This window comes from Paraneptunicella aestuarii, from assembly GCF_019900845.1.
GTDB classification, from domain to species: domain Bacteria; phylum Pseudomonadota; class Gammaproteobacteria; order Enterobacterales; family Alteromonadaceae; genus Paraneptunicella; species Paraneptunicella aestuarii.
Window position 1 is genome coordinate 4,838,815 of sequence record NZ_CP074570.1, and the last position, 12,611, is coordinate 4,851,425.

Sequence of the window (12,611 nt, forward strand, 5' to 3'; positions counted from 1 at the left end):
TTTTAGAATTTTTTATATAGAAAAGTATTAGATCTATAACTTTATATCAAAAATTGTTATTAAATTAACCGAACTTGTTGAAAATGATGGGATTTTCGGACAATTCGAGCAAAACATAAGCAGTTAATTTAAAACTAAAAATCAAGCGCTGGCTCGCCAGGCAAGCCAGCCGCTCATGAGGTAAACCGACTAGTTAAATAAGTAGCGGGCAATCACCCCAATAGTGCGAGGCTTAAGCGTGATAACTCTTCCTGGATCGCCAGTCACATTGGCATAAGCTCCATCATTAAAAGAGACGCGGCTTAAATCCTGAGAAATAATATCGTCACTATTGAACACATTACGCACATAGAGCTGAAACTCCCAATTTTCAGCACTAATACCCGTTGTGAAATCCACCAGACCATAACTGTCAATGTGAGCGGTATCGATATCGACTTGCGCAGAGCCCTGCTCGGAGTAGCGATTCAGATAACCCCCGGTATATTGATAATCCAAACGAACGAAACCGTCCCAGCCTTGTAAGTCATATAGATACTTCAGTCCGATAGCAAATCGTTCATCACTGACACCCAATAAAGGATCACCTTCTTCAATACCGCGGTTTTTCGCATCCTCAGTCAGGCTTTTTACTTCGTGATCCAAAAAGGTCGCATTTGCATCGACTTGCAGATTATCTGTCATTTGCCAACGAGCCCCCATTTCCAGCCCTCTAACCCTTGCCTGCCCGGCGTTAGTGTTAAATACAAAGCTGGTCACAGGATCCATTAAGGCAAATTGAATATCATCCCAGTCAATATCATAAATGGCGGCATCAATCGCCAAATTGCCACCTAATAAGCGAGATTTCACACCCAGCTCTTTCGATAATAATGAATCGGAATTAAAGGTTTGCGGTACAGGGAAGCTGCCATCTCTAATTGGAAATGAGCGATTCACACCACCAATCCTGTAGCCTTCAGCAATGGTTGCGTAAACAAGGGTGTCACCAAAATCGTAAGAGGTGTTGAGCATAAACTGCGTGCCATCTTCTTGCTGCTTAAATGTGGCTGCAGTGGTGTAATTTGAAGCAACGTTAGCCGCAATAATGGCATTTAACTCATCTTCGCTGATCACACCGGCGGAATAATCCGTACTTGCTAATGCAACCTCAGTGCCCCCAAAATAGCCCGCCTGAACATAATCATTGCTGATATCGACATCAAACCAGCGCAGACCGCCACTCACTTCCCAACGTTCGTCAACGTTGAAAGCCAGGTTGCCATAAACCGCACGCTGCGTAATCGCTTCATCACGATTAGTGTAAAACCACGTATCTGAACCAATCACACCATATTTAGCCGGATCTTCTTCTGCGGCAGCCTGATAATCAGACGCCCAGGCAAAAGGAATAAAGGCGGAATAAGCCGAACTCAAACCATCATAAATCTCATATTGCTTCCAATTATTTTCAGCTTTCGAATAAATGCCGCCAAACACCCAGTTAAGGCGAGATTGCACAGCATCACCCACCAGCCTTAATTCATGGGAAGTTAGCTGATAATCAATAGGGCGCAGATTCACAGAGCTGGTTGGATTGCCATTACTATCGGTTTGACTATCCAGCGCATAGGAAAACTGACTGTTAAAGTCACCCACCCACCAATCTAATCCTTGTCGTACACGGGAAAGATCGTCGGTACGCATATAGTCACGGTTTGTGCGGCTTGAGATCCAGGTAGCATTGCCCCAATCAGCATCATAAGAAATGGTCAGATTCAAAACTTCGTTATCGTCAGAATAAGATTCCTGATCCCTTACAGCCGCTTTAAATTCACCATAACCAGCATCGATCAAATTAGGATTCCAGTTCGACAAACCGCCCACTTGAGCATCATGCACCAAATACATAAGGTCGGCACTGAACTGTAACGTTGGCTGCCAGCGCAAAGCCACTCTACCGCCCCAAGTAAGTTCATCGTTAATATCGTCTTTGGCAATACTGTCATCAATAAGGGAATAATCACCGGTATGGATAAAACCAACGTTATCAATCCAGCCTGATAAATCTCTACGATACCCCACCATCCGAACACCAACAGTATCACTCAATGGCTGGTTGTACATGAAGGCAACCTTGTTCCCCAATCCACCTTCGCTAATCTGCTCCAGGCCAGCTTGCACCCAGCCCTCTTGCATTTCCAGATCGACTTTATTGGAAATATAACGAACCGTTCCACCCATTGAACTGCCGCCATATAACGTACCTTGAGGGCCTCTAAGCACTTCGACACGGTTCATATCAATAAGATCGATATCCGGGTTTCTGCCCGTCTGGGAGAGATTAATTTCATCAAGATAAACCGCAACGGTAGGTAATTGAAAACGGTTGCTTGGAAAGTTGATCCCGCGAATGATGATATTTTGCTCACCAGGAGCCGCACCTTCAGAAAAATTCACTCCGGGTAAGGTACGCATAAAATCCTGAAAATTAAGAGCGGCTCGCTCCTGAAGTTCCTGCCCACCAACCGCAGACACCGACATACCAGTATCTTCAACCGTTGTAGCTCTTCTTAGTGCAGTAACCTGAACAACTTCCATTCTCAATTCAGCATCATCAGCCTGAGAATAGGCGAAATGAGAAAAGGAAGAAGCGAAAAAAGCAGCAATAAAACCTAGATTAAAATTTAAAGGAATAGTCGGCAAAGGATGCAGCTTCATTTATAACTCCCAAGGCCAAATACATTAGCCAATTATAATCGACAACACTCTAACCATCCGCCCACAAAATCTACCACAGATAACTTAATGCACTGCCATACAAAGCAAAACAGGGTAAAAACAAACGTAATCCCTTATATTTACAACTTTAATCAAGAACAAGCAACACGGAGCAATTGCTTACCTATTAAAGCTCTTGAAATAGTATCCTTTTTAAATCAGACGCAAGTTTAACCCATAGAATTAATAAGGATATAAATAATCCACTCTTTTGATTATTGGGTTTAAAGAAAACAAGCCAAAATGAACGCTACGATGGGATTGATAACGAATGATTTAATTGATTATTGAAGATAAAAATAAGAAGAAAATTGGAGCGGGAAACGAGATTCGAACTCGCGACCCCAACCTTGGCAAGGTTGTGCTCTACCAACTGAGCTATTCCCGCATAGAAATGAATTCTAGTCGCTTTCACTATTAATTGAGGACTTTTTGGTGAACAAGTTCTCTGTGACAGCGGCTGCGCATTTTACAAAATTAGAAGTTGGACGCAAGCATTAATTGCAATTTTTTTTTCGACTGCTTGCGATTTGCACAAAACCGGTCAAATAAGCCACCATCCGACCGGTTTCACGTAAAATAGGACAAAAATTCAGCAACTTTGTTGCAATTAAATTACAAAAACATGCTTACGGTAGTAATCCAATTCCATTATGGATTCCCGAATATCATCAAGCGCCTGATGACTGCCTTTTTTGGTAAATCCATCCAGGATCTCAGGCTTCCAACGACGAACCAATTCTTTAACTGTGCTGACATCAATCATTCGATAGTGGAAAAACTCATCCAGCTCAGGCATGTGGCGCACCATAAAGCGACGATCCTGACCGATACTATTACCACATAAAGGTACAACGCCCACAGGCACATACTGCTTTAGAAAGTCCAACGTCTGCTGTACTGCGGCGTCTTCATTAACAGAACTTGCCTTGCATCGAGCAATCAGGCCGGAATTGCCATGTGTATTGGTATTCCATTCATCCATGCTGTCCAGCACATCATCACCTTGATGAACCGCAATAACAGGGCCTTCCGCCAATATATTGAGTTGCGCATCAGTCACAATAGATGCAATCTCCAACACCTTGTCAGTGTCGGGATTCAGCCCAGACATCTCCATATCAATCCAAACCAGATTATTTTCACTATATGACATTTAACATACCTTGATCAGCGCAAACACAGTATTTAGGTGCAATCCGTCTTACCAATGGTTACTATGCCTATCTTTGAAATTACAGTCCTGATTTCATCCAGAAACAGCGGCTTACTCTTTACATATTTTTGCAGTAAGTATTTGCAACAGGAGTCAGGTGGAGACTAACAAACTTTAGTGCTTAATTACTCAGGGTTTCTCTGAAAATGACATCCTCAAAAGGACATAGTAAAAGGAACAACCCAAAGCACACTCCACATTCCTTAATGTTAAAGCGTAATATACTCAATTTAGTATCCAAGTGGCAAAAAGAAACAAACTGACACACAAACAAAAACGGCAAGTTGGTCGAAATTTGCAAAAGCGAATCGACGCAAAACAACAATTGCCTGAAGACGACACCCTGCTCGCAGAAAGAGAAGGCTTGGTTGTCGGGCGTTTCGGCCAGCATACCGATGTTGAAGATGCCGAAGGCCAAATTTACCGTTGCCATATCCGCCGCACAATCGACAGCCTGGTCTGTGGCGACGAAGTCATTTTTCGCCCAGCCAAAGACAGCTCAGTAAAATTAAACGCGGTTGTCGAAGCTGTAAAACCTAGACGCAGCTTACTCAGCCGCCCGGATTACTATGACGGCATCAAACCCATTGCAGCCAATATCGACCAAATATTTATTGTGTCTTCCTTATTACCAGCGCTTTCGTTAAATATTATCGATCGCTATCTGGTTGCAGCCGAAGATGTCGCTATTCCTCCGATTATTTTGCTGAACAAAGTCGATTTAGCCTCCGAAGAAGAGCTGGAATATATTGAAGAAGACATGCAAACCTACCGAGACATCGGCTATCAGGTTTACATGGTTAGCTGCGAAACAAGGCAGGGCATCGACGAATTACAAGCTTTGCTGAAAGACAAAACCAGTATCTTTGTAGGGCAATCCGGTGTTGGTAAATCAAGCCTGATCAACGAGCTTTTACCTCATGTGAATGAGCAAGTTGGTGAAGTTTCCCTTAATTCAGGATTAGGTCAACACACCACTACCGCAGCCAAACTTCTGCACTTTCCAGAAGGCGGCCAACTTATCGACTCTCCGGGAGTGCGAGAATTCGCACTATGGCACCTGCCAGACGAGAAAGTCACCTGGGGCTTCAAAGAATTCCGCGACTATATCGGAGGCTGTAAATACCGCGATTGCAAACATAGAGACGACCCCGGATGCCTGATCCGTGAAGCAGTCGAAGAAGGAAAAATCAGCGAAGATCGATACATCAGTTATCTCAGCATTTTGGATGGCATGGAAGAGCAACGCCCGTCATTCTCTACACCCAAAAGAAAATAGGGTACAATCGCGGGCAATTTTACATAGCCTATTAAATAGCCCCTAATTAGCTTTAATGTAGATTTGATGCTTTTTGAGCCGGGCTTTTCGTTTTGAATCGAGGAATTCGAGTGCTACCAGATATTTTGAAAGTTAAATTACAGTACGTGTTACCCAAGCACCTGTTATCACGTATTGTTGGCAAACTTGCTGCTGCTAAAGCCGGATGGCTAACCACCAAACTCATTGAGCTGTTTATCAAGCAGTACAATGTCAATATGGCGGAAGCTGAACAGGAAAATGCCAGTGACTACGCCACCTTTAATGACTTTTTCACTCGTCCGCTAAAATCCGGAGCTCGGCCTCTATGCCCTGACGAAGATGCGCTGTTGTTTCCTGTAGACGGCGCGATCAGCCAATTTGGCAAAATAGAACAAGGGCAAATCTTTCAAGCCAAAGGTCATAGCTATTCTGCAGAAACCCTGTTGGGTGGAGACAAGCAACTGGCAGAGCATTTTAACGACGGTCAGTTCATGACTATCTACTTGTCACCGAAAGACTATCACCGAATTCATATGCCCGTTGCAGGCAAGCTTACCGACATGGTATTCGTTCCCGGCGAACTGTTCTCGGTCAACCCTCTCACAACAGCGAATGTGCCGGGATTATTTGCCCGCAATGAGCGCGTTGTCGCTATTTTCGATACCGAATATGGCAAGATGGCAATGGTATTGGTCGGCGCAACGATCGTAGCCAGCATCGAAACCGTTTGGGCAGGCACGATCGCACCAAATGTGAGCAATCAAGTCGTACACACCCGCTATACTGAAAAAGACGGTATTGAATTACAAAAGGGTGATGAAATGGGTCGTTTCAAATTAGGTTCGACGGTTGTCATGTTGTATCAACCAGACATGATCAAATTCGCCGATGTGAACCCAGGGGATTCAACCCGTATGGGCGAACGCAACGGCACGCTTTTAAGCAAAAGCGAAGACTGAAAACACTCGTAGCACCAAATAGTGGATAACATCAAAAAGAGCTTGGTCTCACTACACGTCGCGGTATTCCTGCTGGGTATTACGGCGCTTTTTTCCAAGCTCATTCCCATGTCGGCGACGGACATAGTCTTTGCAAGATCCGTCGTTGCCTGCGTCGCTCTGTTTGCCATGCTCAAATTTGCCGGGCAATCGATCCGGCTTCGCAGTGCCAAAGACTACTGGATGGGCTTGCTGCTTGGGCTGATGATGTCCGCTCACTGGGTCACCTATTTTGCAGCCATGCAATATTCGACCGTTGCCATTGGCATGATAGCCCTGTTTACCTTCCCTATGATCACTGTGTTGTTGGAACCCTTTTTTGAACCTATCAAACTGGTTTGGCAAGATATTGCCAGTGCCTTGATTGTTTTCGTAGGAATAGGGTTAATTGTACCTGAAGTCTCACTGGACAATGACATTACGGTCGGCATTTTACTGGGTATTATTTCTGCGGTTTTCTATGCTCTGCGCAATCTGGTACACCGCAAACATTTCACCCATTATTCAGGCTCCCATGCCATGATGATTCAAGCTCTCGTTGTGGTTTTCAGCTTAACGTTCTTTATTTCGGAAGACATTGCCAACGCCGACAGCTACACCTGGTTTTTAGTTATTTTGCTTGGCACTATGTGTACAGCTGCCCCCCATGCGTTAATCGCTTCAAGTTTACAGCACTTACGCGCAAAAACATTTTCACTGATTGCCTGTATTCAACCTCTCTATGGCGTTATTTTCGCAATGTTGATATTGTCAGAAAATCCATCCTGGCAAACTCTGGTTGGTGGCTTACTGGTGTTAAGTGCTGCGATTTATGAAACCGTAAACACACACCGATTACATCAACAATCAAAAGCTGATTAAGGTTCTTTTATGCTCGTATTTGCTCACCGAGGCGCTAGCGGCGACTACCCTGAAAACACCCTGTTAGCAATGGAAAAGGCCATCGAACAGCAGTCTCACGGTATAGAGTTCGATGTGCAACAAGCAAAAGACGGTCTGGTTGTGACTCATGATCGCTTGATCAAAAACGAATTAAATGAAAAAGTTTGGGTCGCACAACATACCGTAGCTGAGCTGAAACAGATTGTATTACCTTACAATCAACAAGTACCGACCTTAGACGAAGTCATGGAATGTATCGGTGGACGTTGTCAGGCCAATATCGAACTTAAAACGCTGGAGCATCTGCACGAGTTGAAAGAAGTTTTACATCGGTCAACCTCCGAATATGGTTTCTTCCCTGAGCAACTCCTTATTTCCTCATTCAATCACCATATACTACAAACCGTATCTACCTGGGGCATGAATATCAGAATTGGCGCACTCACTGCATCTTTGCCAGCAGATTACGCCAGCTTCGCAACACAACTCAGAGTAAATTCTGTTCACGCAGACGTTAATGCTTTAAGCAAGGAATTCGTTAAAGACACTCAAGCCAGAGGCATGCACATGCTGGTTTATACTGTTGATCAGGAACAAGACATTGTGCGCATGATGGAGTGGGGAGTCGATGGAATTTTCAGTAACTACCCGCAACAAGCCAGAGACATCATCGCGGCTTATTCCGGGCAATTGAGATAGTACAAGGAAGTAAGGACAGCCCTAGGGTCTGTTGACCTTTGTTGATTTTTTATGTTGAACGATAAAATTGTTTGAACCAAGGCGTTAATGACGCTGTTTGGCAATCCAAATAAGTCATTAACAACGCCGGGGCAGGCAATTTTAGCTTCAAACCGTTCTTTGAGTAGATAGGGGACAGCGCCCCTTTTTGAGCCATACTGCTCACAAATTTCACTCATTTAGGCCCACTAGACTCGTTCATTTGCGATTGTCTGACTCAAAAATTGTCAGCTGCATAAATTATGAACAAAGGTCAACAGACCCTAAGAGATTGATTCACGTCAAGGCATCAATTAGATTGCTATAGAGACTAAAACAATTCTATATCATGATTAATATCGGGGTCGTCGTCTTTGTCATGGTGATCGCTTTCATCCACATCTTCAAGAAACTTCATACATTCGGCAATACTGGACTGAATATCATCCAGATACTCAGTTGTCTCACAACGCCGAATTTCATTCTCTATTAACTCAACAAAATACTGCTCTTGCTCTTCGTCCATATGAAGTTGGTGAAAACTCATGGCCACCTTACTTTCAATGGCCTGCATCATTTCACGCTTTTCTTTTTCCATCTTTGCCACGTTTTCAGCAACAAGTGCGATCGCTTTACCCAATGCCGCTTTGGTTTCAAGCAATGCATGATGCTCACATAACGAAATAAACCTGGCATTAACCGCAGGCACTAATTTGGCAGCCAAATCCAGTAAGGCGTCATAGGAGCGAGTTCCTGCTAAAGGCATATTTTTTACCAAAATAGAAACATGCTCGTCATTGAAAATTGAACGTTTCCCAAAATGGTAGATTCGTCCGTGTGTTTTAAGTAAATCAAAAATTTGAAGCTCAATATCACTGCAATCACTCACATCCACATCAAAGCTATATACCTTTGAATGGGAGCGTAATTGAACAGCCGTATGAAACCCCTTGTGATAGAGATGGGACATTATTTCTTTGGCCAGAGATTTCGGTGTACGACAATTGTTTAATCGAGAAATGAGTTCTAAACCACTACCATAGGAAGCGGCCTGTAACATGGCAGTTTCAGCCATACCTTTAATGTCTCCATCCTTGTTTTCCAGCTCCTTAATTTTGTCGATATCTCTGGAAAAACGCAGCATCCGTTCTTTAAAAGCGGTGACATTGAAGGGCTTGCAAATATAATCACCAACCCCTAATTCGTAGGCTTCCCGTACTAATTTCTCATTACTATCAGCACTTAAAATAACGATTTGAGGTTGGCAAGCGATCTCAAGCTTGGAAATTTCGCGGCAAATCTGTATACCTGATTTACCAGGCAGGTGAATATCTAGAATAACAAAATGGAAATGATGTTTTTGAATAGCATCAATGGTTTCTTGACCCGTTTCAGCAAAGTGGATATTGAAACTATCCTGAAACATCAAATCAAGAACTTCTCGCAAATGCTCGTCATCATCAGCGATTAAAATGTCATGCTTCACCAAGCTCTCCTATCCTTAAAAATCAACCATGGAAATATTCATCGTAAATAAAGGTTAGCTTAATTCCATCTTTAACCCTTTCAATATCCTGTATTTAACATAGCCTATTGAGTCCAATAGGCGCAAAAAAATAATAGAATTCATAAAAAAAAAATCTTTGTGCTACAGTATTTAGTGTGTGAAATTATCAGTTTATAGCGAATATATTTTACCGAGGGATAATAAATGAAGAAAATTCTCACAGTTGACGACTCTGCATCGATGCGTGCCATGGTAGTTTTCACGCTTCGAGGTGAAGGGTTTGATGTGACGGAAGCGGTCAACGGTAAAGAAGGACTGGACAAGGCTAAGACTGGTGAGTTTGATCTCATAATCTCCGACGTCAATATGCCTATCATGGATGGAATAGAATTTGTTTCCAATGTAAGAAAAGAAGAAAAGTACAGATTTACTCCTATACTGATGTTAACGACTGAATCAGGTACAGATAAAAAACAAGAAGGTAAAGCAGCAGGTGCCACTGGTTGGATTGTTAAACCCTTTGATCCACAAAAACTTATCGCTGTTGTAAGAAAGGTTTTACGCTAGTTTCATCCGCTATGCCATAGGAGATGAGTGGCCGTATGACAGACCCCTTAGAGCGTTTCCGAGCGGTTTTCTTTGAAGAAAGTGCAGAAGCAATTGACGCCATTGAGCGCAACTTGCTCAGCATGAATGAGTCAAATACAGCCATAGATCCGGAAATGATTAACGACATATTTCGTTCCGCCCACTCGCTGAAAGGGGGGAGCGCTACATTTGGCATGGGCTCGCTGACCGAGTTTACCCATGTCATGGAAACACTTCTTGATAAAGTGAGATCATCCGAAATCCATATGACTCAGGAGCTCATTGACTGCCTGTTTTCATCTCTGGATATTTTGCGCAATCTGGTTGCACATTACCAATATCAAGACCCGATTAACGAGCAGGGCATGCTCCAGATCCGCAATGAACTAGAACGCCTTTTAGGCATGCCCAAAGCAACACCTCAATCAGCAGCAGCTCACAAGACTCAAGATGAGCATGAATCCGCAGATGATGAACCTCATACTGATTGGCAGATCAACTTCATACCTCATCCAGAAATCTTATCTACGGGAAACGATCCCCTTCGGTATCTGGAAGAACTGGCTGAACTTGGTAAATTAAAAACCAAATGCGACGTCAGTAAAGTGCCTAATTTACGGGAGCTGGATCCCACCCAAACTTATATTCAATGGCAAATCTTGCTGTCTCCCACCGAGCATGTTGATAGAGATGTGTTAGATGATGTCTTCCTTTGGATAGAAGACGAAGCAGATCTGACTTTCAAGCCAATTGGGGCAACTCTGGAGCAAAGTACAGCGAACTCGAATCAACAAAACGAGGTTAGAGAAGAGCCTGAAACTCCACCAATAAAAACGGTAACTACCGCTCCCATTAAGGCCGCGCCTTCTGAGGCAGCAGTACCTCAACCAGCTAACGACCCAGCCACAAGTTCAGACAAAAAACGAACGTCGCAATCGATTCGCGTTGATTTGGAAAAAATTGACAGCTTAATCAATTTGTTAGGTGAATTGGTTATCACTCAATCCATGTTGAGCATTTATGGCGACTCCGAGAAATACCCTCAATTTGAAAGACTGACCGAAGGTTTGACTCAGTTAGAGCGGCACACTCGAGACCTGCAAGAAGGTGTGATGCGGATCCGAATGCTGCCCATTGATTTCTGTTTCAGCCGCTTCCCGCGCATGGTGCGAGACATAGCGAAAAAGCTAAATAAATCCATCGCGGTTGAGATTATTGGTGAAACGACAGAAGTCGACAAAACCGTTATTGAAGAACTCACTGACCCTCTGGTGCATTTGGTGCGCAACAGCGTCGATCACGGCATTGAAATGCCAGAAGTAAGAAAAGCCAAAGGCAAACCAGAAACAGGAACGGTAACACTGAAAGCGTTCCATCAGGTTGGCAATATCATTATCGAAATATCTGATGATGGAGCAGGACTGAACACCAATCGCATACGAGAGAAAGCCATAGAAAAAGGTGTTATCGCCCCTGATAATCAATTGAACGAACAAGCAATTAATGAACTAATCTTTGCTCCCGGCTTTTCCACCGCTCAGGAAGTCACTGATTTATCAGGTCGCGGCGTGGGCATGGACGTTGTAAAACGTAATATCAAAGCCTTGGGCGGTACTATCGACGTAAGATCGGTTCCCGAAGAAGGTACTACCTTCATCATACGCTTACCTCTCACTTTGGCTATCCTGGATGGACAACTGGTTAAAGTCAGCGGAGAGACCTACATTATTCCAATGTTGTCTATCATTGAATCCATTCAGATGAAGCCCAAAGACATTAACCGGGTCGGAAATAAAAGTGTGTCGTTCAAATGGCGAGGCAACTTTATTCCGATTATTAATCTGGTAGATACCTTTGGTTGTCCACGAAGAGAAAGTGACAAGCAAGATCTGGTGGTGGTGGTTGAAAGTGATGGTAAACAAGCCGGCATTTTAGTGGATGAGCTCACTAACCACCAGCAAGTGGTTGTGAAGTCGCTGGAAGCCAACTACGCCAAAGTCAGCGAGCTGTCAGGAGCTACGATATTAGGCGATGGTTCTGTTGCTCTTATCATTGATGTAGGTGCACTAATTTCCAGGGTGAGGATGCATTGAGATGAATACCGAAGCTTCACTCCATAGCAAACAAAATGATGATGATATTCAGGAAAGAATATTCGGCTCCCATTTAGAGACCAAGTCCGAATGGCTGAGCTTTCAATTATCGGATTTGGAATACGCCGTCGATATCCTGAAGGTACGTGAAATCAGAATTTGGGAACCCTGCACACGGGTTCCTTATGCGCCGCACTATGTCACAGGATTAATTAACCTGCGCGGCGCTATTGTCCCTATCGTCGATCTTCGTAAACGACTTGGGCTTGAAGTAAAAGAATATGACGCCGAGACCGTTATCCTCATCATGGATGTGGAACTGGCAGAAGGGCATAAAACCATTGGAATTGTGGTAGATGCAATTTCAGAAGTCATAGAAACAGACAGTACAAATTGCCAACTATCACCAGAATTTGATCTGGCAATAGAAAAGCGCTTTGTGGCGGGTATTGCAGATGAAGACAACAGCATGATCATCTTGCTGAACACCGATACTTTACTGGAATTAGAGTTTTAACAATAACGATAACGTTTTGTGGGAAACGTAAGG

At 43.6% G+C, this 12,611-nt stretch carries 10 protein-coding genes and 1 tRNA gene; 7 read left to right on the plus strand and 4 right to left on the minus strand.

Translation table 11 applies throughout. The features are described from left to right. Nucleotides 1-189 precede the first annotated feature (189 nt). The 3 genes from KIH87_RS19015 to orn form a co-directional block, all read right to left on the minus strand. Nucleotides 190-2,700: a TonB-dependent receptor gene (locus tag KIH87_RS19015; RefSeq protein WP_232359427.1), complete on the minus strand. Its 2,511-nt coding sequence runs from the start codon at nucleotides 2,698-2,700 to the stop codon at nucleotides 190-192. Nucleotides 2,701-3,072: 372 nt separating this feature from the next. Beyond that, nucleotides 3,073-3,148: transfer RNA gene (locus tag KIH87_RS19020), tRNA-Gly, on the minus strand. 222 nt (nucleotides 3,149-3,370) lie between these two features. Next, nucleotides 3,371-3,916 carry an oligoribonuclease gene (gene orn / locus KIH87_RS19025; protein WP_232359428.1) on the minus strand — a complete coding sequence of 182 codons (546 nt, stop codon included), beginning with the start codon at nucleotides 3,914-3,916 and terminating at the stop codon, nucleotides 3,371-3,373. Between the two features lie 301 nt (nucleotides 3,917-4,217). Here orn and rsgA point away from each other — a divergent pair, with 301 nt between their 5' ends. From rsgA to KIH87_RS19045, 4 genes are all read left to right on the plus strand, one after another. Next, complete coding sequence (rsgA, locus tag KIH87_RS19030) at nucleotides 4,218-5,255, plus strand: small ribosomal subunit biogenesis GTPase RsgA (RefSeq protein WP_232359429.1); 1,038 nt, start codon at nucleotides 4,218-4,220, stop codon at nucleotides 5,253-5,255. A 110-nt stretch (nucleotides 5,256-5,365) separates the two neighbouring features. Then, entirely contained in the window at nucleotides 5,366-6,235 is an 870-nt protein-coding gene (gene asd / locus KIH87_RS19035) for an archaetidylserine decarboxylase (RefSeq protein WP_232359430.1), read from the plus strand. Nucleotides 6,236-6,256: 21 nt separating this feature from the next. Next, on the plus strand, nucleotides 6,257-7,135 hold the full coding sequence (locus KIH87_RS19040) for a DMT family transporter (RefSeq protein WP_232359431.1): 879 nt from the start codon (nucleotides 6,257-6,259) through the stop codon (nucleotides 7,133-7,135). A gap of 9 nt (nucleotides 7,136-7,144) precedes the next feature. Then, entirely contained in the window at nucleotides 7,145-7,855 is a 711-nt protein-coding gene (locus tag KIH87_RS19045) for a glycerophosphodiester phosphodiesterase (protein WP_232359432.1), read from the plus strand. A 349-nt stretch (nucleotides 7,856-8,204) separates the two neighbouring features. Here KIH87_RS19045 and KIH87_RS19050 read toward each other — a convergent pair whose 3' ends face one another. Further along, the gene (locus tag KIH87_RS19050) at nucleotides 8,205-9,359 is read right to left on the minus strand and encodes a response regulator (RefSeq protein ID WP_232359433.1); all 1,155 of its coding nucleotides are present in this window, start codon (nucleotides 9,357-9,359) and stop codon (nucleotides 8,205-8,207) included. 225 nt (nucleotides 9,360-9,584) lie between these two features. Between KIH87_RS19050 and KIH87_RS19055 the strand changes: the two genes are divergently transcribed. The 3 genes from KIH87_RS19055 to KIH87_RS19065 are packed head-to-tail and all read left to right on the plus strand — an operon-like array spanning nucleotide 9,585 to nucleotide 12,578. Continuing rightward, the gene (locus tag KIH87_RS19055) at nucleotides 9,585-9,947 is read left to right on the plus strand and encodes a response regulator (RefSeq protein WP_232359434.1); all 363 of its coding nucleotides are present in this window, start codon (nucleotides 9,585-9,587) and stop codon (nucleotides 9,945-9,947) included. Between the two features lie 35 nt (nucleotides 9,948-9,982). Beyond that, nucleotides 9,983-12,061, plus strand: a complete 2,079-nt coding sequence (locus KIH87_RS19060) for a chemotaxis protein CheA (protein ID WP_232359435.1) — start codon at nucleotides 9,983-9,985, stop codon at nucleotides 12,059-12,061. A 1-nt stretch (nucleotide 12,062) separates the two neighbouring features. Beyond that, a complete protein-coding gene (locus tag KIH87_RS19065; RefSeq protein ID WP_232359436.1) occupies nucleotides 12,063-12,578 on the plus strand; it encodes a chemotaxis protein CheW in 516 nt (171 codons plus the stop codon). Nucleotides 12,579-12,611 lie beyond the last annotated feature (33 nt).